We start from the raw sequence: 20,038 nt of genomic DNA on the forward strand, positions 1-20,038 counted from the left end.
CCCTGCGATAGCAATATCGCAGGGTTTTTTCGTTATTCCAGCCCCAGCGTATACTGCGCGATTTTGAAGTAGATAATCAGCCCGGTGCCGTCGATGAGCGTGGCGATAAACGGTGCGGAGACCACCGCCGGATCGATTTTGCAGCGTTTCAGTACCATCGGGATCACCGACGAGACGATGGCGCTCCACAGTGTAATGCAGACCAGCGTCAGGCTGACGATGAGCGTGATTTCCATCCCAATACCCATCATCCAGGCGCGAACGCAGCCCGCCAGACCCAGCGTGGCGGCAATCATTAACGAGGTGCTGATCTCTTTGCGCAGCACGCGACCCACATCGCGAAGGTGGACTTCACCCAGCGCCATGGCGCGCACCAGCGTCGAGGTGATCTGCGTCCCGCTGTTTCCGCCGGTGCCAATCAGCAGCGGAATAAAGAACGCCAGCGCGATGGCAGATTCCAGCGCCTCTTCAAAATGCTGGATCACCGAACTGGTATACGCTTCCGCAACAAACAGCAGCAGCAGCCAGACGGAGCGTTTCTTCCACAGGCTGAAGGCGCTGGTTTCCAGATAGGGCTTCTCCAGCGGCAGCGTCGCCCCCTGAAGCTGGGCATCTTCAGTAACGTCATCTTCCAGCAGATGGGCGATTTCACGCTCGGTAAGGCAGCCTACCAGCTTGCCGTGGGTCACCACCGGCACTACATCCGCACCCGCGTGCGCCAGCAGCCCGGCGACATCCGCCCGCTCATCTTCCGGTTTGAGCTGAATAAAATCCGATATCATCAACCCCTTAACAGGCTGCACGGTGTCCGTGGCCTGCAATAATATGCGTACGGCGATTAAACCCGCGAGGCGACCGTTATCTTCGATAAAAATATGCGACGGAATATCATCATCTTTTAATTTTTCAAAGAACTGCTCGCGTGCCAGAGCTACGCATAATGAAATATCGATAACGATAAAATCGGTATTCATATATTGCGCGATGGCGCTGTCATTAAAAGCCAGGTTTTGGTTGTGAATAGCGTAAGACATAGTAAATTCCCTTTGAATAATAAAATCTCTCAGGGGCGAGCAAGACAGGGCATGTCGGAAAGGAGATCCCCACGTCCTGGGTTCAGCACTGTACACCGTATCCCACAAGGGAAGTTATACTGACAAAGCCTTGATTCGACAGTGCCTGTTTTACCCTGTGCCGGTTCTCTCGAACCCACCAGAGCGATAACGTGTATTTGTACAGGAGCCTCGCCATAACGAGATCGTTGTAAAACGAGAGGGATAATACGCCTGTTTAAATTTAGTGCTCAGAAAATTAAATAATGTTTAAGAACGGTTTAGGTAAATCTTATTAATAAAATGTTGAGGGTTTATTTAAGGTTATTCATTTTAAATGGACAATTAAATTATTAACGGGGGAGGGGAAAATGACATGGTTTGATAACCTGCTGAATCATTTTGCGCTATATCCGGCACATCTGTTTGTGCTGTTATTCGTGATGGCGCTGAGCAAATCGACGGTGCTGATCTCCTCCGTGCTGCCGCCTGCGTCGGTGATGCTGCTGGCGTGCATTACCGTCAGCCAGGGGAGCATGCATCCTGCGCTGACGTGGCTCGCCGTGGTGATGGGGGCAACGGCGGGTTCGGTGCTGAATTACCATATCGGCCAACTGATGGGGCATACCAGGATGGTCACGCGCTTCACCTCAAAGCATGCCAATAAGTTCCTGCGGGTCCAGCATCAGCTGCAAAAGAACGGGGTCATCGTGCTTTTTACGTCGCGCTTCCTGGCGGTGTTGCGTTACATCGTCCCGCTGGCGGCCGGGATGCTCAGGCTGAACGCCGTCAAGGTCTACGCCGTCAGCCTGCTTTCCGCCTGTGCGTGGGCGGCGCTGTATGTCGGCGCGGTCACCGGCATCAGCGCCTTTTGAATTACAGGCTCCCCATTCCGCCGTCCACCAGCAGCTCCGTTCCCACCGTGTAGCTCGACTCGTCGGACGCCAGATAGAGCGCGGCTTTTGCCAGCTCGGTCGTCGAGCCCATTCTGCCCAGCGGCACCAGCTTAATGACTTCTGCCATCATCGCGTTAAGCGCCTCGTCGCTTAAGCCCGTTTTCGTGAACGCCGGGGTTTCCACCGGGCCGGGGCTCAGGCCGTTGACGCGGATCCCGCGCGGCAGCAGCTCCGCCGACAGCGTGCGCGCCAGCGACAGCAGGGCGGCCTTGCTCGCGGCATACACGCTGCTGGTGGGCAGGCCGATGCGTGCGCTCACGGAGCCGCAGAGGATCACCGAGGACGGGTTATTCAGCAGCGGCAGCAGCGCCTGAATTAAAAAGAACGGTCCCTTCAGGTTGATGTTCATCAGACGGTCCCAGGCCTCTTCCTGCCAGGCTTCCAGCGGCGCGTGCGTCACGTCACCGGCGTTGAGAAAGACCGCGTCGAGGCGCGGCCAGCGGGCGGCGAGGGTCTCCGCCAGCGCTTTTTGCGACGAAATATCGCCTGCGTCGGTTGGGATCACCCAGGCCTTATCGCCCAGAATGCGCTCTGCTTGGGCGAGGGTATCCGGGTTGCGTCCGGTCACGGCGACGCGCGCCCCTTCGGCGATAAACGCCTGCGCGGTGGCGAGACCGATACCGCTGGTGCCGCCGGTAATCAACGTATACTTATCGGTTAAACGACCCATGTTCTTCTCCTGAAATGTCTCTGGAGAAAGCACTATAGAAACGTTAGTATCGAAAGGAAACCAGGTACCAAATGGATACTAACGAGGCAAGAGGTGTGAAATGGCAGAGATGCTGGAAACGTGCTGCGAAAAAAAATCTGAGGCGTATACCTGCCCGATGACGCAGTTTGTGAACCTGATTTCCGGTAAGTGGGCGATCCCCATTCTCTATCGCCTGATTGTGTTCAATACGCCCGTTCGCTTTGGCGATCTGCTGCGTGCCGCTGCCCCCATCACTCAGAAAGAGCTGACGAAGCAGCTGCGCCTGTTTGAGCAGCGCGGGCTGGTGACGCGAACTGTCTACCCGGAGATCCCGCCGCGCGTGGAGTATCAGATCACCGAGCTGGGGCTAACCCTTCAGGACGCACTCTCGCCGCTGGCCGCCTGGATGAGCGAATACGGCGACCAGCTTCAGCGTTAGGCTACTGTTTTACGTAGCGCGGATCCCGGCTTCATCGGTGAGATCGGCCAACAGAATATCGACTGCCACCCCGTAGCGCGCGTCGCGAACAATCAGCAGCGACCACCAGTCGCCGCTAATATCCAGCGAACGGGCGACGGGGCAGGTGCTCTCTTCAAGGCGGGTACGTTTCACAGCGAATTCTCCGGTGGGGTATGGTTTTTTTATAAAACTAATCGGCACACGCCGTAAGCACGTTAATCATCAGTTTGAGAAATGCTTCCCGAAAAAACTGTCACGGATCTGTCACACTCAGGGCGACATTAAAAACGTGTGAGGAATTAGGGATGAGAAAAGCACTACTCGCAGTTGCCGTTGCAGGTACCCTGTCCGTGACCTTTGGCGCACAGGCGCAGGACACGCCGGATGGCTATCAGCTGGAACAGGTGCTCATCATGAGCCGCCATAACCTGCGCGCGCCGCTTGCCAATAACGGCAGCGTGCTGGAGCAGTCCACGCCGAAGCAGTGGCCGGAGTGGGACGTCCCGGGTGGACAGCTCACCACCAAAGGCGGCGTACTGGAAGTGTATATGGGTCACTATATGCGCGAGTGGCTGGCCGAGCAGGGGATGGTGAAGACGGGTGAATGCCCGCCAGCGGATACCGTCTATGCCTACGCCAACAGCCTCCAGCGCACCGTGGCGACCGCGCAGTTCTTTATCACCGGCGCGTTCCCGGGGTGCGATGTTCCTGTGCATCACCAGGAAAAAATGGGCACCATGGACCCCACCTTCAATCCGGTCATTACCGATAACTCTACTGAGTTTCGCGAGAAAGCGTTGAAAGCGATGGAGACGGAACGGCAGAAAATGCAGCTGGATGAAAGCTACAAACTGCTGGAACAGCTGACAAACTACAGCGAATCGCCGTCCTGCAAGGAGAAAAAAGTCTGTTCCCTGACGGAGGCGAAAGATACGTTCAGCGCCGATTATGAAAAAGAGCCGGGCGTCTCCGGGCCGCTGAAGGTGGGTAACTCGCTGGTGGATGCGTTCACGCTTCAGTATTACGAAGGCTTCCCGACAGACCAGGTGGCCTGGGGGGAAATCAAAACCGATCAGCAGTGGCGCGTGCTGTCGAAGCTGAAAAACGGCTATCAGGACTCGCTGTTTACGTCGACGGAGGTGGCGCAGAACGTGGCTAAACCGCTGGTGAAGTACATTGATAAAGCGCTGGTGACCGACCAGGCAAAAGCGCCAAAGATCACCCTGCTGGTGGGGCACGACTCCAACATCGCCTCGCTGCTGACCGCGCTGGACTTCAGGCCTTATCAGCTGCACGACCAGCAGGAACGAACCCCGATTGGCGGTAAAATTGTCTTCCAGCGCTGGCATGACAAAAACACTAATCAGGAGCTGATGAAAATTGAGTATGTCTACCAGAGTTCAGAGCAGTTGCGTAACGCCAGCGTACTGTCGCTGCAATCCCCTGCGCAGCGCGTGACGCTGGAGCTGAAGGGCTGTCCGGTGGATGCGAACGGCTTCTGTCCAGTCGATAAATTCAATGCGGTGATGAACAACGCGGCGAAATAGAAGAAAACCCCCGCGCGCGGGGGGAACGTTCAGACGTTTTTACGTTCGATGGTTTGCTCGCCCCAGAACAGCGAGTCTTTGTCGGTTTTTTCGAAGGCGCGAACCAGCACTTCATCGTTGCCTTCTTCCCAAATCTGCTCAGCCAGCTTTTCGTCATAATTGGCGACTTCAAAGATGGCTTCGGCAATCTCCGGAGAGGTATTGCGTAAACTTGCCCATTCGCCCACGTGGTGAGCTTTGGATTCTTGAGTTGGCATACTTGTCCTCCTGTTGGGTTAGCCGTTCAGTTTTTTGGCAAGACCCGCGACGTATTCACCCTGATAGCGGGCGATAGAAAGTTCTTCATTGCTTGGCTGACGTGAACCATCCCCACCGGCAATGGTTGTCGCGCCATACGGTGTCCCGCCACGAACCTGGGAAACATCGAACAGTTCCTGCGCGCCGTAGCCAATCGGCACAATCACCATCCCATGATGGGCAAGGGTAGTCCAGGTGGAGGTGATCGTCTGCTCCTGGCCGCCGCCCGTGCCGGTAGAGCTGAACACGCTGGCCAGCTTGCCGTATAACGCGCCGGAGGCCCAAAGCCCGCCCGTCTGGTCGAGGAAGGTGCGCATCTGGCCGGACATATTGCCGAAGCGGGTCGGGGTGCCGAAGATAATGGCATCATAGTCCGCGAGCTCCTGCGGGGTAGCGACCGGGGCGTTTTGTGTTTTCCCCCCGGCTTTGGCGAAGGCTTCCGCCTGCATGGTTTCCGGTACGCGTTTAACCACGACCTCAACGCCGTCTACTTTGTTTGCGCCTTCTGCTACTGCGTGAGCCATGGTTTCAATGTGTCCATACATGGAATAATAGAGCACCAGAACTTTTGCCATTTTGCATCACTCCTCGTTGGTTTTTCTTACAGCGGATCGCTGCGTTCCTTTAAAGATATGACATCACAGCCAGACTGCAAAAATGAACGGCATTTCTTTGATATATAACAATATCTTTTGGTTACGTGTCTTGTAGCAAAATGAAACAACTTTCACGGCGCGGATTTTTCAAAATATAAGAATGGCTTATGAATAACTTCCCCGATATTTCATACGAAAGGCTGAGATCATGTTGCAGAATATTACCTCTCGCTTGCCGGATAGCCGCATTACACTAAGCTTAGTTTCACGCGGCACAGATAAAGGCACTGCCCTTGAGCCGCGAGGTGAAAGAATCCTCTTTTACTGAATGCAATATGATGTCTAATGTTTCACACTCTGGAGGTTAGAGATGGCAAACCATCGTGGTGGTTCAGGTAATTTCGCTGAAGACCGTGAAAGAGCATCAGAAGCAGGTCGTAAAGGTGGCCAGTCTAGCGGGGGCAACTTCAAAAACGACCCTCAGCGCGCATCAGAGGCTGGTAAAAAAGGGGGTAAAAATAGCCACGGCAGCAATAAGTAGTACGCCGGGTTAACGCCCTGCCGCCGGGTTTCCCGGCGGTTTTTTTATGTCAGCTACATTGAACTGTCATCAAAGGCATCGCACACTACAGGATTAATTCTTCGTGCTGGTGTCCCATGTCCGTTTCCCGTTTTACCTTCTCCATTAAGCCTCAGGAAGCGATCCTGATTTTGATCACCATGTTCTGGGGCGGAACCTTTCTTGCCGTTCAGTACGCGGTCACGATGAGCGATCCGTTTTTCTTTGTAGGGCTGCGCTTTGCAACCGCGGCGATTGCCGTGGCGCTTATTTCGCTGAAAACCCTGCGCGGGTTGACCCTGAGAGAGCTTAAGGCGGGTGTCGCCATTGGTGTGGCGATTGCCATGGGCTACAGCCTGCAAACGTGGGGGCTCCAGTCTATCTCCAGCAGTAAATCCGCCTTCATCACCGCCATGTACGTACCGCTGGTGCCGCTGTTGCAGTGGTTGTGCCTCGGCAGAATGCCGGGCTTGATGTCGTGCATTGGCATCGTGCTGGCGTTCATCGGCCTTATTTTATTAGCCGGGCCGGAAAATAATCTGCTGGCGCTGGGGCCGGGGGAGATCATCACTCTGGTGGGGGCCGTCGCCATTGCGGCAGAAATTATCCTGATTAGCGCCTGGGCAGGAAAAGTGGACGTCAAGCGGGTGACGGTGGTGCAGCTTACCACCGCGTCGCTGGTGGCGTTCGCGACGATGGTGCCGGCAGGGGAGTCCGTCCCGCCGATGTCTACCGGGCTTATCGTCGTGGCGCTGGGGCTGGGCATTTTCAGCGCCATTATCCAGGTCACCATGAACTGGGCGCAGCGCAGCGTATCCCCAACTCGGGCGACGGTCATTTATACCGGTGAACCGGTATGGGCGGGTATTTTCGGGCGACTCGCCGGGGAACGTCTGCCCCTGCTGGCGCTGGTGGGCGCGGCGTTTATTATCGCCGGGGTGCTGGTGAGCGAGTTGAAGTTAAAAAAACGACGTAAGGCGACTGCCGGATTGAGCGCTGAACAAGGGGCAGATAGCTAATAACGCGCAGCCTGCCCGTTTAGCCCGGCGGCGCTTCGCTTGCGCGGGCCTACTTGCCAATTGTAGGCCGGGTAAGCGTAGCGTCACCCGGCAAGAAAGCGGCACGTATTTCAGGTGGAGGGGGTGATGGCTTTTCCTTGCGGTACATCCCTTTTCCGGCGGCTCAGCAGGGCATTGAGCAGGATCGCGCCGAAGGTCGCCGTGCCAATCCCGCCCACCGTAAATCCGCCCAGCGTCAGGGCGAAATCACCCGCCCCCAACACCAGCGTTACCGCCACCATGATCAGGTTACCGTTCTGGCTCAGATCAACATGATTCTGCACCCAGATACGTGCCCCTGCCACGGCAATCAGACCAAATACCACAATCGAGGCGCCGCCAATCACGGGGGCCGGGATGGTGTGGATCAATGCGCCGAATTTCGGGGAAAAGCCGAGCAGCATCGCCATCACCGCCGCCGCCACGAAGACCAGCGTCGAGTAGACTTTGGTCACAGCCATCACGCCGATGTTTTCCGCGTAGGTCGTCACGCCGCTGCCGCCGACCGAGCCGGAGAGCATGGTCGCCAGACCGTCTCCCACAAACGCCCGCCCCATATACGGATCCATATTGCGCCCGGTCATTCCCGCTACGGCTTTCAGGTGGCCCAGGTTTTCAGCCACCAGAATCACCGCGACAGGCGCGATGAGCATCATCGCCTGAGCGTTAAAGGTGGGGGAGGTCATCTGCGGCAGGCCGAACCAGGCGGCCTGGTGAATCAGTGTGAAATCAACCGGTTTGCCGAGACCGAACACGTTCGCCAGCAGCGCGTAGACCAGACAGGCCGCAATCAGCCCGACCAGGATCAGCAGACGCTGGATCATGCCGCGCGTAAAGACCGCCACCACGCCGATGCACAGCACCGTTATCACCGCCATCCAGCTTTCAAATGGTGAGCCGGATACGCTCTTCACCGCAATCGGCGCGAGGTTCAGGCCTATCGCCATCACCACCGCCCCGGTGACGACGGGGGGCATCATCCGCTCGATCCAGCGCGTGCCGACTTTCATCACCACCAGACCGGTCAGGGTGTAGACCAGCCCACAGGCGATAATGCCGCCGAGGGCCACGCTCAGGTTGGGGTTAATACCTTGACCGTTAAACCCGGTCGCTGCAATGACCACCCCCACGAAGGCGGCGCTGGAGCCCAGATAGCTGGGCACACGCCCGCCGGTGACAAAAAAGAACAGCAGGGTACCCATACCCGACATCAAAATGGCGAGGTTAGGATCCAGCCCCATCAGCATGGGCATCAGCACCGTCGCACCAAACATCGCGACCGCATGCTGCACGCCCATCACCATGGTCTGCCCGAGCGGAAGCCTTTCATCCGGCGCGACCACGCCTGCTTCTGTGGAGGTCGATTTCAACTGCCAGTGGGGAAGTCCGAACATGATCTGTCTCCTGAAGGCGGATTAACAGGCGGGTCGCATAAGTGCGTGATAGCCGCGGTCAAACCACACCAGCCCTTGCGGCGCCGGGTGGCGTACGATGGATACAATGTCGCAAAACAGAATGTCGTGAGTGCCAACGCTCACCACCTGGCTGATGCGGCAGTCGAACGAGGCCAGCGCATTTTCCAGACGCGGGCAGCCCGTGTCGCCTGTCTGCCAGCGGGCAGCGGCAAAGCGGTCCGCCATCGGCGTTTTCCCGCCAAACAGGTTGGATAAAGGCTCCTGTCCGGCACTCAGCGTGTTAACGCACAGGGTGCGGTTCTCGCTGAAAATCGGCCAGACCGACGCGCCGCGGTTCAGGCACACCAGCAGGGTAGGCGGGGAATCCGTGACGCTGCATACCGCGCTGGCGGTGAAGCCCGCCAGGCCTGCCGGGCCGTCGGTGGTAATGATATTGACCGCTGCGCCGACGCAGGCCATAGCGTCGCGAAAGGTTTGTTTATCCGGTGTCATCACGTTCGCTCCTTACGCCAGCCCGCAGGCATCGTCAAAGGCCAGACGCGGCAGGCGTCCGTAAAGTTTGGTCGTATCGCCATAGCCGATGTTAATCAGCAGATTGCTTTTGAGTAGCGTGCCCGTGAAAAAGGCCGCGTCCACTTTTTCCCGGTCAAAACCCGACATCGGCCCGGTGTCCAGCCCGAGCGCGCGGCAGGCGAAAATCAGGTACGCGGCCTGCATTGAGCTGTTGCGAAAGGCGGTCTCTTCCGCCAGCGCGGGGCTGGAGGTAAACCAGCTTCTGGCATCGCCGTGTGGGAACAGTTCAGGCAGGCGCTCATAAAACTCGCTGTCCCAGGCGACAATCGCCGTGACCGGGGCAGTGAGCGTTTTCTCAAGGTTGCCGCTGGAGAGCGCCGGGCGCAGCTTCTCTTTTCCTTCCGGGCTTCGCACAAACACAATGCGCGCCGGGGAGCAGTTGGCGGACGTCGGCCCCCATTTCATCAGGTCATAAATCTCGCGCAGCGTCTCGTCACTGACCGGTATATCCAGCCAGCCGTTATGGGTACGTGCGCCGGTAAACAGCGTTTCCAGCGCGGCGGGCGTGATGGCTTCGCTCATTCAAGCTCCTTACAAAGCGGGTTCTGGGCTGTGCAGCAGGCTGGCAAGCCCGTTCAGCAGCAGAGTGTTAAAGGTGTCCGGCGCGGTCACGTTGCAGGCATGCCCGCCCTGGCGCATGACCGTTTTGCGGGCGTGCGGGAGGGCGGCGTGCAGTTCAGCGGAGCAGACGGACGGCACCAGCAGATCGTCGGTGGAACAGATAATCTGCACGGGGCAGCGAACGCGTGCAGCGTGGCGGCTAAAATCGGCCTGCTTCAGGGCATGCAGCCTGCGCAGCAGATTGGCTTTGCCCTGAAAATGGGCCAGCGCCAGCGCCTCCTCGGCCTCAAGCCGCGGGGCGCGGGCGGCCATCCAGTCTGCCGGGTAGAGGAACAGCGGCTGTGCTTCTACCCACGCCTGCGCGCCGCCCGCATGCAGCAGGCGTTCGCGAACGTCAAAACAGCGGCGGGTATGGGCATTGAGGGTCAGCCAGCCGTTGACGCAGACCAGCGCGGTGAGGGCGTCGGGCTTATCGATAGCCAGCCGCAGGCCGACCAGCGCCCCCAGCGCGTGACCGACCACGCAGTAACGGGCGATCCCGGCCTCGGCTAACGCCAGCGCGAGCTCGTCGGCTATGTGTGCGAGGGTGTAGTCTTCCGGCAGGGTATCCGGGTTATTCCCCGTGCCCCGCTGGTCGTAGCACACCACCTGATACTCCTGCCCCAGCACGGCGAGCTGGGGCAGCCAGTAGCTGCCGCTGCCGCCGAGCCCGGCAATCAGTACCACCACGGGCGCGCCCGCAAAGGGGGGCGGTGAAATGGACAGTTTCATGGCCGCCTCACTTCGCGATGTGCGCAACGGTGGCAATTTCAACCAGCGCTTCGGGCTTTACCAGCCCGCACTGGATGCAAAACCGCGCCGGTTTATCGCCGGGGAAAAACTCCGCGTAAATCTCGTTAATCGCGGCGTAGTTTTTCCAGTCGGTGATAAAGATGCTGTTGAAGGTCACGTCCTCCATCGTCCCACCCGCCGTTTCGATCACGGTTTTGATTGTCTCCAGCACGTGGCGGGTTTGCGCCTTTGGGTCATCGATAAACACCACGTTGTTGTCTTTATCAAACGGCAGCGTGCCCGAGACATACACCACGCCGTCGGCGAGGGTGCCGGGGACAAACGGGGCAATCGGGGTGCTGGTGCCCGGCGGAATAATCACGGATTTCGGCATAGCGGTTCTCCTCAGGCGATGTGGGCGAGCGGGGGATCCAGCGCGTCGCAGAAATCATTGACGTTACTGACCCAGCCAAAAAAGGTTTCGATATTGAACAGGGCGGCTTTCTGGGCAAAATCCGGCCCGGCCTGATGGGTGGCATCCTCCAGCACCACCCCAAAATACTCGAGGAAAAAGCCGTCGCGCAGGGTCGACTCCACGCACACGTTGGTGGCAATGCCCGTAAAGACCAGATGGCGAATGCCCCGGCTGCGCAGCAGGCTGTCGAGCGGGGTATTGAAAAAGCCGCTGTAGCGCGGTTTCGGCAGCACGATATCGCCGGGTTCCGGTACCAGCTCATCCACCAGCTGATAATCCCAGCCGCCTTTCGCCAGCAGCGTGCCCTGGAGTTCGGGCCGTTGGCGCATGGTTTTCAGGGCGTTGGATTTGTGAAAGTTGGGTGAGCCGGGACCGCCAGCCTCGACGTACTGGTCGTCCCAGCCGTTCTGGAACCAGACGATCAGCATGCCCGCAGCACGCGCGGCGCTCACGGCGGTTTTGATGTTCTCAATCACCGGCTGCGTGGTGGAGACGTCAAACCCGGCCAGATCCAGATACCCGCCTTTACTGGCATAGGCGTTTTGCATATCCACCACGATCAGCGCGCTGCGCTGCGCGTCAAAGGTAATGGCTTCCGGGCGAGCGTTGAGGGTCGTCATTACGCCACCTCCTTCGTCACGGCAGGGATGTGGGCGCGGCACTGCATCAGCGGCTGAATGCGCTCGCCGAAAGTTTCCACGCCGGTGAGAAAATCATCGAAGGTCAGCAGCACGCCTTCGGCGCCGGGCACGGCAGCCACTTCGTCGAGCATTCTGGCCACGCTGGCATACGAGCCAACCAGCGTGCCCATGTTGATATTGACGGCAGACGTCGGGTCGGCCATCTGGCGAACGTTGGTGTCCGCGCCGGAGCGGGTATCCTTCTGGCTCTGCTCGGTAAGCCAGCTCAGCGCTTCGTCATCCGCGCCGTCCTTGTATCGTTCCCATTTGGCGCGCGCGGCGTCGTCGGTTTCGTCGGCAATCACCATAAACAGCACGTAGGAGCCCACGTCGCGCCCGGTTTTGTCGGCGGCCGCTTTCATGCGTGCCGCGGTGGGCGCGAAGGCGGCCGGGGTGTTAACGCCTTTGCCGAAGCAGAAGTTGAAGTCGGCGTATTTCGCCGAGAATTCCATTCCCGCGTCGCTCTGTCCGGCGCATATCACCTTCATCGGCACCGACGGCTGCGGGCTGACGCGGCAGTCGTTCATGGTGAAGAAGTCGCCTTTGAAATCGCTTTTGCCGGTGCCCCACAGATCGCGCAGCACTTGCACATATTCGGTCAGGTAGTCGTAGCGACGGGAGAAGTAATCGTCCCCCGGCCAGATCCCCATCTGCTCGTACTCCGGCTTTTGCCAGCCGGTGACCAGGTTAACGCCAAAGCGCCCGCCGGAGATGGAGTCGATGGTGGAGGCCATCCGCGCCACGATTGCCGGGGGAAGGGTAAGGGTGGCGGCGGTGGCGTAAATCTGGATGCGCGAGGTTACCGCCGCCAGGCCCGCCATCAGGGTGAAAGACTCCAGGTTGTGGTCCCAGAATTCGGTCTTACCGCCGAAACCGCGCAGCTTGATCATCGAGAGCGCAAAGTCGAAGTGGTAGTGCTCCGCTTTCTGCACGATGGCTTTATTCAGCTCAAAGGTCGGCATGTATTGCGGGGCAGTGGTCGAGATAAGCCAGCCGTTGTTGCCGATCGGTACAAATACGCCAATTTTCATCACGAACCTCTCTTCACTACATTGCAGGTGAATACGATTTTGCAAAGGCAGTGCCACTTTTGAAAATGGCAGTGTTATTAATGTGTTAATCAGAGGTTGGTGAGATGATGCGTGTGAAAGTGGACTAAATGGTCAAAAACATTGCACAGAAAACAGGCACTCATGCGCGATGGGAGTGCAGAAGGTCGTGGCGAGACGGGGGTTTTGCTATGCTGTTGGCTACGCAGAATAAGGAGAGCGAAAATGACACAAGGCGCAGTGAAAACACCCGGTAAACGTTCGCAGGCGGTGAGCGCCAAGAAACAGGCGATCCTCAGCGCCGCGCTGGAGACATTTTCGCAGTTTGGTATTCACGGTACGCGCCTTGAGCAGGTGGCGGAGCAGGCCGGGGTGTCCAAGACCAATCTGCTCTACTACTACCCGTCGAAAGAGGCGCTGTATGTGGCGGTGATGCAGCAGATCCTGGATATCTGGCTCGCACCACTTAAAGCATTTCGCGAAGAGCTGGCCCCGCTGGTGGCGATAGAGGAGTACATACGCCTGAAGCTGGAGGTATCGCGTGATTACCCGCAGGCATCAAGGCTGTTCTGCCTGGAGATGTTGCAGGGCGCGCCGCTGTTGCAGGCGGAGCTGACCGGCGATTTAAAGCAGCTGGTGGACGATAAATCGGCCATTATTGCCGGATGGGTCGCCAGCGGAAAACTGGCGCCCGTCGATCCGCATCATCTGATCTTCATGATTTGGGCCTCAACCCAGCACTACGCTGACTTCGCGGCCCAGGTCGAGGCGGTGACCGGTAAAACGCTCCAGGACGAGGCGTTTTTCCAGAGTACGCTGGATAACGTGCAGCGGATGATTATCGAAGGGATCCGTGTGCGCTAATCAGCCGGTTGGAAAGGGCAGCTTAAATTGCCCTCTTCACACTGCATCAACGAGGCCAGAAAGGCTTCGCGCTCCGCTGTTTTCTCCGTCAGGCACTGGTTGATAATCATCGGCTGAATAGTGCCACCTTCGGTTCCTGAACCCATCAATTTACAGTCTGCGTCACGCAGGGCGATCCACGCCTGCTGCGCCTTTTTCAGCAGGTCGCGCTGAGGGGCTGCCGCGCGTTTGATGGCGGCCTGGTACGTCTGGTTGAGCTTTTTATCCGCAGCCTGGTACTGCTCTGCCGCACAGGCACTGAGTTCTGTCTGGGTGGTCGCTTTGTCGCACTCGTCGGCCAGCGCACTGGCGCTGAGCAGCAGTGCTGCGCCTGCGAGAAATATTCTTTTCATCATTCCCTCCGTGTAAAAAAGCCGGATGCGCTGCGCTTATCCGGCCTACGGTGATTTTGTAGCCCCGGTAAGCGTAGCGTCACCGGAGAGAGTTTACACGATTAACCGATTGTCATCAGGCTGGCGTTACCGCCCGCCGCCGCGGTGTTGACGCTGAGCGAGCGCTCAACGTACAGACGCTCCAGCAGCAGGTTGGTTTCCCCGCGCGCAAAGCCCTGCACGGAAACGATGGCACCGCTGCGGGCCGCCACCTGCTCACACAGTTCGCGCAGCTGGTCGGAATCACCGTGGTAGATCACCGCGTCAAACGGCTGGGTCAGCAGGGCATCGGCTTTCGCAAAGCGAATGCGGGCCGAGACCGCTTTTGGCAGCTGTTTGGCGAGGTCGCGATGCAGGGCATCTTCCGGCCACAGCACCTCACAGCCCGTTGCCGTTGCGGCTGCCAGCTGCACCAGCGCGTCCTGCTCGTTATCCGCCACGCACAGCACACGCTCGCGCGGCATCAGCGTCCAGGTGTTGCGCTCACCGGTAGGACCCGGCAGCAGACGCTGTGTTCCCGCCTGCGCCAGCTCGCCGTACTGCTGTGCAATCGCATGCAGCTCGGGACGATTTTCAGCCCACTTAATCAGCGCGTCCAGCGGTTGGGTCAGCACGGCTTTCACCTGCGCATCCACCGGATATTCCGCGTCCTGACGCGCCAGCGTCACGCCCAGCGCATTTTCCGGACGGTTTGCCAGCAGACGGTACAGATAGAGCGGACCGCCCGCTTTCGGGCCGGTGCCGGAGAGACCTTCACCGCCGAATGGCTGCACGCCCACGACCGCGCCAACCATATTGCGGTTGACGTACAGGTTGCCGACTTTAGCATTGCCGGTCACCTGGGCAATAGTTTCGTCGATACGGGTATGCACGCCAAGCGTCAGGCCGTAACCCGAGGCGTTGATCTGATCTATCAGCTCGTTGAGGTTGTTACGGTTGTAGCGCACCACGTGCAGTACCGGACCGAAGACCTCTTTTTTCAGCTCGTCGAAGCTTGCCAGCTCAATCAGCGTTGGCGGCACGAAGGTGCCTGTCTGCCACTCGCGGGCATCTTCGCTGTTCTCGCGCACCGCCTGGAACACCGGACGGCCTTTGGCACGCATGGTCTGAATGTGGTTTTCGATGTTGGCTTTGGCTTCCGCGTCGATCACCGGCCCGATGTCGGTGGTGAGACGGCCCGGGTTGCCCATGCGGCATTCCGCCATCGCACCGCGCAGCATCTTCAGCGTGTGGTCAGCCACGTCATCCTGTAAGCACAGTACGCGCAGGGCGGAACAGCGTTGGCCCGCGCTGTCGAAAGCAGAGGCCAGCACGTCAACGACGACCTGCTCGGTGAGCGCGGAGGAGTCCACGATCATGGCGTTCATGCCGCCGGTTTCAGCGATCAGCGGGGTAGGACGGCCCTGCGCATCCAGACGGGTGGCGATGTTGCGTTGTAGCAGGGAGGCCACTTCGGTAGAACCGGTAAACATCACGCCGCGTACGCGGTTATCGGAGGTCAGTTTGGCCCCGACCGTTTCACCGCGCCCTGGCAGCAGCTGCACCACGCCCGCCGGTACGCCCGCTTCCAGCAGAATGCTAATGCCCTGGGCGGCAATCAGCGGGGTCTGCTCTGCCGGTTTCGCCAGAACGCTGTTGCCTGCGGCCAGCGCCGCGGCAATCTGGCCGGTGAAGATCGCCAGCGGGAAGTTCCACGGGCTGATACACACCACCGGGCCGAGCGGACGGTGGGTTTCGTTGTCGAAATCATCGCGCACCTGACCGGCGTAGTAGTGCAGGAAGTCGACCGCCTCGCGCACTTCGGCGATGGCGTTGCTGAAGGTTTTACCCGCTTCACGCACCAGAATGCCGATAAGCTGCTGCATCTGATCTTCCATCAGCACCGCCGCGCGTTCCAGAATGGCGGCACGCTCCTGCGGCGGGGTGGCAAACCAGATTGGCGCGTTGTTCACCGCGCTCTCCAGGGCCTGCTCCACTTCCGTTTCCGTGGCTTCGCGCACGTAGCCGACGATATCCTTCGGCTCTGCCGGGTTGATCACCGGCTGCATTTCACCGTCCTCAACGGACTGCTCAAGGATCGGCCTGGCCTGCCACTTCTGCAATGCGCTGTTAAGCAGGGCGGAAGAGAGCGACGCCAGACGGTGTTCGTTCGCCAGATCCAGACCCGCCGAGTTGACGCGGCCCGCGCCGTACAGCTCGCGCGGCAGGGCAATTTTCGGATGCGGCAGACCAATCTGGCCTTCCTGCGCCGCCATCTTCTCAACGGCCTGTACCGGATCGGCCACCAGTTCGTCCAGCGGCAGGGTGGTATCGGCGATGCGGTTAACGAAGGAGGTGTTCGCCCCGTTCTCCAGCAGACGACGCACCAGGTAGGCCAGCAGGGTCTCGTGGGTACCTACCGGGGCATAGATTCGGCACGGACGGTTCAGCTTGCCGTCGGCCACTTTACCGGTCACTTGCTCGTACAGCGGTTCACCCATGCCGTGCAGGCACTGGAACTCGTACTGGCCCGGATAGTAGTTCTGACCCGCGAGGCTGTAGATCGCCGCCAGGGTGTGGGCGTTGTGGGTGGCGAACTGCGGATAAATCAGGTTCGGCACGCCGAGCAGTTTTTTCGCGCAGGCGAGGTAAGAGACGTCGGTATAGACCTTGCGGGTATAGACCGGATAACCTTCCAGACCTTCCATCTGGGCGCGTTTGATTTCGCTGTCCCAGTAGGCGCCCTTCACCAGACGGATCATCAGGCGGCGACGGCTGCGGCTGGCCAGGTCAATCAGGTAGTCAATGACGAACGGACAGCGTTTCTGGTAGGCCTGGATAACGAAACCAATCCCGTTCCAGCCCGCCAGCTCCGGCTCGAAGCACAGTTTTTCCAGCAGGTCGAGGGAGATCTCCAGACGGTCCGCCTCTTCGGCGTCGATGTTGATGCCGATGTCATACTGGCGCGCCAGCAGGGTCAGGGACTTCAGGCGCGGGTAGAGTTCTTCCATCACCCGGTCGTACTGCGCACGGCTGTAGCGCGGGTGCAGGGCGGAAAGCTTGATAGAGATGCCCGGACCTTCATAAATACCGCGACCGTTGGACGCTTTACCGATGGCGTGGATCGCCTGCTGGTAAGAGACCATGTAGGCCTGCGCGTCGGCGGCGGTCAGCGCCGCTTCACCCAGCATGTCGTAGGAGTAGCGGAAGCCTTTGTCTTCCAGCTTGCGGGCGTTCGCCAGCGCTTCGGCAATGGTTTCCCCGGTGACGAACTGCTCGCCCATCAGGCGCATCGCCATGTCCACACCCTTGCGGATCAGCGGCTCGCCGCTCTTGCCGATGATGCGGTTCAGAGAGCGCGACAGGTTGGCTTCGTTATGGGTGGAGACCAGCTTGCCGGTAAACAGCAGGCCCCAGGTGGCGGCGTTAACGAACAGGGACGGACTGCGGCCAATGTGGGAGTGCCAGTTGCCGTTACTGATTTTGTCGCGGATCAGGGCATCGCGGGTGGCTTTATCCGGAATACGCAGCAGCGCTTCCGCCAGACACATCAGCGCCACGCCTTCCTGCGAGGAGAGGGAGAACTCCTGCAACAGACCCTGCACCATACCGGCGCGTCCGCTGGCGGTTTTCTGGTTACGCAGCTTGTCGGCGAGCTGATACGCGAGGCTGTGCGCCTGAGCGGCAACGGCTTCCGGCAGGCGCGCCTGCTCCAGGAGCATCGGCACGGCGTCGGTTTCGGCACGGCGGTAGGCGCCGGTAATGGCGGCACGGCTGACGGACTGCGGCAGGATCTGCTCGGCAAATTCCAGGAACGGCTGGTGGTTCTCTTCAACGGCCGTCGCGGCCTCTTCGCTTTCGTTCGCTGCACCCGCCAGCAGGGCAGGCAGCTCCGGCAGACCTTCTTCACTCTCCAGTCTTTCCAGATAGTTAAAAATCGCCTGCTTGATTAACCAGTGCGGTGTGCGGTCGATGCGGGTCGCAGCGGTTTTAATCCGTTCGCGGGTAGCGTCATCCAGCTTAACCCCCATGGTGGTCATCCCCATGCCAAAACTCCTGTTGTTCTGTAATAGCGTTCTGTTGATAGCGTGAAATATCCACCATGTTGCAACTTTGTGCAACCGTGTTAAATGTGACCTGGTCTGCAAGCTGGAAAATGAATGGATTGTTAACGATTAGTTAGCTGTGAAAAAGAACGTGCGGCGGTTTCTGAGCCCAGTTTTTATGCGGTGCTTAACACTTTTTAAAGGTGCAACCCGTAAAAGCGTGAGCGAGTGCAACCTATAGGAAAGACGTATAAAACCAGGGATGAAATTCATGTAAATGCAGTGTTAAATCGTTTGTCAGTGGGATGCGTATACGGCAGGATAGCGCGCCCAACGGAAACACATACACACATCACTACGTTCCGGTGATGACATAACAAGGCAACCCGGACGGTTGTCGCTCGACATTTTGGAGAATTTGAATGGCTATTAGCACACCGATGCTGGTGACATTTCTCGTTTATATTTTTGGCATGATCCTGATAGGGTTTTTGGCATGGCGTTCCACTAAAAACTTTGACGACTACATCCTCGGCGGGCGCAGCTTAGGCCCGATGGTCACCGCACTCTCTGCGGGCGCTTCCGACATGAGCGGCTGGCTGCTGATGGGGCTGCCGGGCGCGATTTTCATCTCCGGTATCTCCGAAAGCTGGATCGCCATCGGCCTGACCGTCGGCGCGTGGATCAACTGGAAGCTGGTGGCAGGCCGTCTGCGCGTGCACACCGAAGCCAACAACAACGCCCTGACGCTGCCGGACTACTTCACCGGACGCTTTGAAGATAACAGCCGTATCCTGCGCATTATCTCCGCGGTGGTGATCCTGCTGTTCTTCACCATCTACTGTGCCTCCGGCATCGTGGCGGGCGCGCGCCTGTTCGAAAGCACCTTCGGCATGAGCTATGAAACCGCCCTGTGGGCCGGCGCCGCAGCAACCATCCTCTATACCTTCGTGGGCGGATTCCTGGCGGTAAGCTGGACCGATACCGTGCAGGCGAGCCTGATGATCTTCGCCCTGATCCTGACTCCGGTGATTGTCATTTTCACCGTCGGCGGCTTTGGCGAATCGCTGGAAGTGATCAAGCAGAAGAGCATCGAAAACGTCGATATGCTGAAAGGGTTGAACTTCGTCGCCATCGTCTCTCTGATGGGCTGGGGCCTGGGCTACTTCGGCCAGCCGCACATTCTGGCGCGCTTCATGGCGGCGGATTCTCACCACACCATCGTTCACGCGCGTCGCATCAGCATGACGTGGATGATCCTGTGTCTGGCGGGGGCGTGTGCGGTCGGCTTCTTCGGTATCGCGTACTTCAACAACAACCCGGCGCAGGCGGGCGCGGTGAACCAGAACGCCGAGCGCGTGTTCATCGAGCTGGCGCAGATCCTGTTCAACCCGTGGATTGCCGGTATTCTGCTCTCCGCGATCCTCGCGGCGGTGATGTCCACCCTGAGCTGTCAGCTGCTGGTGTGCTCCAGCGCCATCACCGAAGACCTCTACAAAGCGTTCCTGCGTAAGGGCGCGAGCCAGAAAGAGCTGGTGTGGGTAGGGCGCTTTATGGTGCTGGTGGTTGCGCTGGTGGCGATTGCGCTGGCGGCAAACCCGGAAAACCGCGTCCTGGGGCTGGTGAGCTACGCCTGGGCGGGCTTCGGTGCGGCATTTGGTCCGGTGGTGCTGTTCTCTGTACTGTGGTCACGCATGACCCGCAACGGCGCGCTGGCGGGGATGATTATCGGTGCGGTAACCGTTATCGTCTGGAAACAGTTCGCGTGGCTGGGCCTGTACGAAATCATTCCGGGCTTCATCTTCGGCAGCCTCGGTATCGTGGTGTTTAGCCTGCTGGGTAAAGCGCCGTCTGCGTCTATGCAGAAACGCTTTGCGGAGGCGGACGCGCACTATCACTCAGCGCCGCCGTCTAAGCTCCAGGCTGAGTAATTTTCCCCTCACCCTAACCCTCTCCCCGGTGGGGAGAGGGGATAGTC

Annotated in this window: 20 protein-coding genes, 1 pseudogene and 1 riboswitch; of the genes and pseudogenes, 7 read left to right on the top strand and 14 right to left on the bottom strand. The window is 58.9% G+C overall.

The genetic code is table 11. The features are described 5' to 3' along the window. Positions 1-32: 32 nt before the first annotated feature. Positions 33-1,034: a magnesium transporter gene (locus LOC22_RS18525; protein ID WP_045907440.1), complete on the bottom strand. Its 1,002-nt coding sequence runs from the start codon at positions 1,032-1,034 to the stop codon at positions 33-35. Between the two features lie 60 nt (positions 1,035-1,094). Beyond that, positions 1,095-1,264: riboswitch (M-box (ykoK) riboswitch) on the bottom strand. A 159-nt stretch (positions 1,265-1,423) separates the two neighbouring features. Between LOC22_RS18525 and LOC22_RS18530 the strand changes: the two genes are divergently transcribed. After that, complete coding sequence (locus LOC22_RS18530; protein ID WP_230239117.1) at positions 1,424-1,927, top strand: DedA family protein; 504 nt, start codon at positions 1,424-1,426, stop codon at positions 1,925-1,927. A gap of 1 nt (position 1,928) precedes the next feature. On the opposite strand, the gene LOC22_RS18535 is transcribed toward LOC22_RS18530, so the two are convergent. After that, complete coding sequence (locus tag LOC22_RS18535; protein ID WP_230239118.1) at positions 1,929-2,678, bottom strand: SDR family oxidoreductase; 750 nt, start codon at positions 2,676-2,678, stop codon at positions 1,929-1,931. Between the two features lie 100 nt (positions 2,679-2,778). On the opposite strand from LOC22_RS18535, the gene LOC22_RS18540 reads away from it, so the two are divergent. Next, positions 2,779-3,138: a winged helix-turn-helix transcriptional regulator gene (locus LOC22_RS18540; RefSeq protein ID WP_059295308.1), complete on the top strand. Its 360-nt coding sequence runs from the start codon at positions 2,779-2,781 to the stop codon at positions 3,136-3,138. A gap of 66 nt (positions 3,139-3,204) precedes the next feature. On the opposite strand, the pseudogene LOC22_RS18545 reads toward LOC22_RS18540, so the two are convergent. Continuing rightward, positions 3,205-3,312 (bottom strand): annotated as a pseudogene (locus LOC22_RS18545) (transcriptional regulator); the annotation flags it as partial. 152 nt (positions 3,313-3,464) lie between these two features. Between LOC22_RS18545 and agp the strand changes: the two are divergent. Further along, positions 3,465-4,706, top strand: coding sequence for a bifunctional glucose-1-phosphatase/inositol phosphatase (agp, locus tag LOC22_RS18550; protein ID WP_230239119.1), 1,242 nt, complete (start codon positions 3,465-3,467; stop codon positions 4,704-4,706). Positions 4,707-4,735: 29 nt separating this feature from the next. Here the strand turns inward: agp and LOC22_RS18555 are convergent, their stop codons facing one another. Together LOC22_RS18555 and wrbA are read right to left on the bottom strand one after the other, a co-directional pair. Further along, positions 4,736-4,963, bottom strand: a complete 228-nt coding sequence (locus LOC22_RS18555) for a YccJ family protein (protein ID WP_006809324.1) — start codon at positions 4,961-4,963, stop codon at positions 4,736-4,738. Positions 4,964-4,981: 18 nt separating this feature from the next. After that, positions 4,982-5,578 (bottom strand): NAD(P)H:quinone oxidoreductase, encoded by a 597-nt coding sequence (gene wrbA, locus LOC22_RS18560; RefSeq protein ID WP_003858109.1) that lies wholly within the window; start codon positions 5,576-5,578, stop codon positions 4,982-4,984. A gap of 391 nt (positions 5,579-5,969) precedes the next feature. Between wrbA and LOC22_RS18565 the strand changes: the two genes are divergently transcribed. Then, positions 5,970-6,140, top strand: coding sequence for a general stress protein (locus tag LOC22_RS18565; RefSeq protein WP_001273664.1), 171 nt, complete (start codon positions 5,970-5,972; stop codon positions 6,138-6,140). A gap of 116 nt (positions 6,141-6,256) precedes the next feature. Next, positions 6,257-7,177: a DMT family transporter gene (locus LOC22_RS18570; protein ID WP_017384777.1), complete on the top strand. Its 921-nt coding sequence runs from the start codon at positions 6,257-6,259 to the stop codon at positions 7,175-7,177. A gap of 110 nt (positions 7,178-7,287) precedes the next feature. Here LOC22_RS18570 and rutG read toward each other — a convergent pair whose 3' ends face one another. From rutG to rutA, 7 genes are read right to left on the bottom strand one after another with little or no spacing between them, the layout of a single operon-like run. Further along, positions 7,288-8,610 carry a pyrimidine utilization transport protein G gene (rutG, locus tag LOC22_RS18575; protein WP_017384776.1) on the bottom strand — a complete coding sequence of 441 codons (1,323 nt, stop codon included), beginning with the start codon at positions 8,608-8,610 and terminating at the stop codon, positions 7,288-7,290. A gap of 21 nt (positions 8,611-8,631) precedes the next feature. Further along, positions 8,632-9,123, bottom strand: coding sequence for an NADH-dependent FMN reductase RutF (rutF, locus tag LOC22_RS18580; RefSeq protein ID WP_015570873.1), 492 nt, complete (start codon positions 9,121-9,123; stop codon positions 8,632-8,634). 12 nt (positions 9,124-9,135) lie between these two features. Next, entirely contained in the window at positions 9,136-9,726 is a 591-nt protein-coding gene (locus LOC22_RS18585; RefSeq protein WP_017693662.1) for a malonic semialdehyde reductase, read from the bottom strand. Positions 9,727-9,735: 9 nt separating this feature from the next. Next, the gene (gene rutD / locus LOC22_RS18590) at positions 9,736-10,536 is read right to left on the bottom strand and encodes a pyrimidine utilization protein D (RefSeq protein WP_039271149.1); all 801 of its coding nucleotides are present in this window, start codon (positions 10,534-10,536) and stop codon (positions 9,736-9,738) included. Between the two features lie 7 nt (positions 10,537-10,543). Further along, complete coding sequence (rutC, locus tag LOC22_RS18595) at positions 10,544-10,930, bottom strand: pyrimidine utilization protein C (RefSeq protein ID WP_015570870.1); 387 nt, start codon at positions 10,928-10,930, stop codon at positions 10,544-10,546. 11 nt (positions 10,931-10,941) lie between these two features. After that, positions 10,942-11,631 (bottom strand): pyrimidine utilization protein B, encoded by a 690-nt coding sequence (gene rutB, locus LOC22_RS18600; RefSeq protein WP_103270010.1) that lies wholly within the window; start codon positions 11,629-11,631, stop codon positions 10,942-10,944. Then, positions 11,631-12,722, bottom strand: coding sequence for a pyrimidine utilization protein A (gene rutA, locus LOC22_RS18605; RefSeq protein ID WP_003858092.1), 1,092 nt, complete (start codon positions 12,720-12,722; stop codon positions 11,631-11,633). The genes rutB and rutA overlap by 1 nt, the downstream gene beginning before the upstream one ends. A 243-nt stretch (positions 12,723-12,965) precedes the next feature. On the opposite strand from rutA, the gene rutR reads away from it, so the two are divergent. After that, positions 12,966-13,604 carry an HTH-type transcriptional regulator RutR gene (rutR, locus tag LOC22_RS18610; RefSeq protein WP_015570865.1) on the top strand — a complete coding sequence of 213 codons (639 nt, stop codon included), beginning with the start codon at positions 12,966-12,968 and terminating at the stop codon, positions 13,602-13,604. On the opposite strand, the gene LOC22_RS18615 is transcribed toward rutR, so the two are convergent. Both LOC22_RS18615 and putA read right to left on the bottom strand, forming a co-directional pair. Then, positions 13,601-13,996: a lysozyme inhibitor LprI family protein gene (locus tag LOC22_RS18615; RefSeq protein WP_032647943.1), complete on the bottom strand. Its 396-nt coding sequence runs from the start codon at positions 13,994-13,996 to the stop codon at positions 13,601-13,603. The genes rutR and LOC22_RS18615 overlap by 4 nt on opposite strands. A gap of 101 nt (positions 13,997-14,097) precedes the next feature. Further along, entirely contained in the window at positions 14,098-18,060 is a 3,963-nt protein-coding gene (gene putA, locus LOC22_RS18620) for a trifunctional transcriptional regulator/proline dehydrogenase/L-glutamate gamma-semialdehyde dehydrogenase (RefSeq protein WP_023303409.1), read from the bottom strand. A gap of 422 nt (positions 18,061-18,482) precedes the next feature. On the opposite strand from putA, the gene putP reads away from it, so the two are divergent. Beyond that, the gene (putP, locus tag LOC22_RS18625) at positions 18,483-19,991 is read left to right on the top strand and encodes a sodium/proline symporter PutP (protein ID WP_017384768.1); all 1,509 of its coding nucleotides are present in this window, start codon (positions 18,483-18,485) and stop codon (positions 19,989-19,991) included. The last annotated feature ends 47 nt before the right edge of the window (positions 19,992-20,038 follow it).

It is taken from the genome of Enterobacter sp. AN-K1 (assembly GCF_020971765.1).
GTDB classification, from domain to species: domain Bacteria; phylum Pseudomonadota; class Gammaproteobacteria; order Enterobacterales; family Enterobacteriaceae; genus Enterobacter; species Enterobacter hormaechei_C.

Coding starts and splice junctions, on each gene's coding strand:
- LOC22_RS18525 (WP_045907440.1), bottom strand. CDS start 1,034: ATGTCTTACGCTATTCACAACCAAAACCTGGCTTTTAATGACAGCGCC.
- LOC22_RS18530 (WP_230239117.1), top strand. CDS start 1,424: ATGACATGGTTTGATAACCTGCTGAATCATTTTGCGCTATATCCGGCA.
- LOC22_RS18535 (WP_230239118.1), bottom strand. CDS start 2,678: ATGGGTCGTTTAACCGATAAGTATACGTTGATTACCGGCGGCACCAGC.
- LOC22_RS18540 (WP_059295308.1), top strand. CDS start 2,779: ATGGCAGAGATGCTGGAAACGTGCTGCGAAAAAAAATCTGAGGCGTAT.
- agp (WP_230239119.1), top strand. CDS start 3,465: ATGAGAAAAGCACTACTCGCAGTTGCCGTTGCAGGTACCCTGTCCGTG.
- LOC22_RS18555 (WP_006809324.1), bottom strand. CDS start 4,963: ATGCCAACTCAAGAATCCAAAGCTCACCACGTGGGCGAATGGGCAAGT.
- wrbA (WP_003858109.1), bottom strand. CDS start 5,578: ATGGCAAAAGTTCTGGTGCTCTATTATTCCATGTATGGACACATTGAA.
- LOC22_RS18565 (WP_001273664.1), top strand. CDS start 5,970: ATGGCAAACCATCGTGGTGGTTCAGGTAATTTCGCTGAAGACCGTGAA.
- LOC22_RS18570 (WP_017384777.1), top strand. CDS start 6,257: ATGTCCGTTTCCCGTTTTACCTTCTCCATTAAGCCTCAGGAAGCGATC.
- rutG (WP_017384776.1), bottom strand. CDS start 8,610: ATGTTCGGACTTCCCCACTGGCAGTTGAAATCGACCTCCACAGAAGCA.
- rutF (WP_015570873.1), bottom strand. CDS start 9,123: ATGACACCGGATAAACAAACCTTTCGCGACGCTATGGCCTGCGTCGGC.
- LOC22_RS18585 (WP_017693662.1), bottom strand. CDS start 9,726: ATGAGCGAAGCCATCACGCCCGCCGCGCTGGAAACGCTGTTTACCGGC.
- rutD (WP_039271149.1), bottom strand. CDS start 10,536: ATGAAACTGTCCATTTCACCGCCCCCCTTTGCGGGCGCGCCCGTGGTG.
- rutC (WP_015570870.1), bottom strand. CDS start 10,930: ATGCCGAAATCCGTGATTATTCCGCCGGGCACCAGCACCCCGATTGCC.
- rutB (WP_103270010.1), bottom strand. CDS start 11,631: ATGACGACCCTCAACGCTCGCCCGGAAGCCATTACCTTTGACGCGCAG.
- rutA (WP_003858092.1), bottom strand. CDS start 12,722: ATGAAAATTGGCGTATTTGTACCGATCGGCAACAACGGCTGGCTTATC.
- rutR (WP_015570865.1), top strand. CDS start 12,966: ATGACACAAGGCGCAGTGAAAACACCCGGTAAACGTTCGCAGGCGGTG.
- LOC22_RS18615 (WP_032647943.1), bottom strand. CDS start 13,996: ATGAAAAGAATATTTCTCGCAGGCGCAGCACTGCTGCTCAGCGCCAGT.
- putA (WP_023303409.1), bottom strand. CDS start 18,060: ATGGGGATGACCACCATGGGGGTTAAGCTGGATGACGCTACCCGCGAA.
- putP (WP_017384768.1), top strand. CDS start 18,483: ATGGCTATTAGCACACCGATGCTGGTGACATTTCTCGTTTATATTTTT.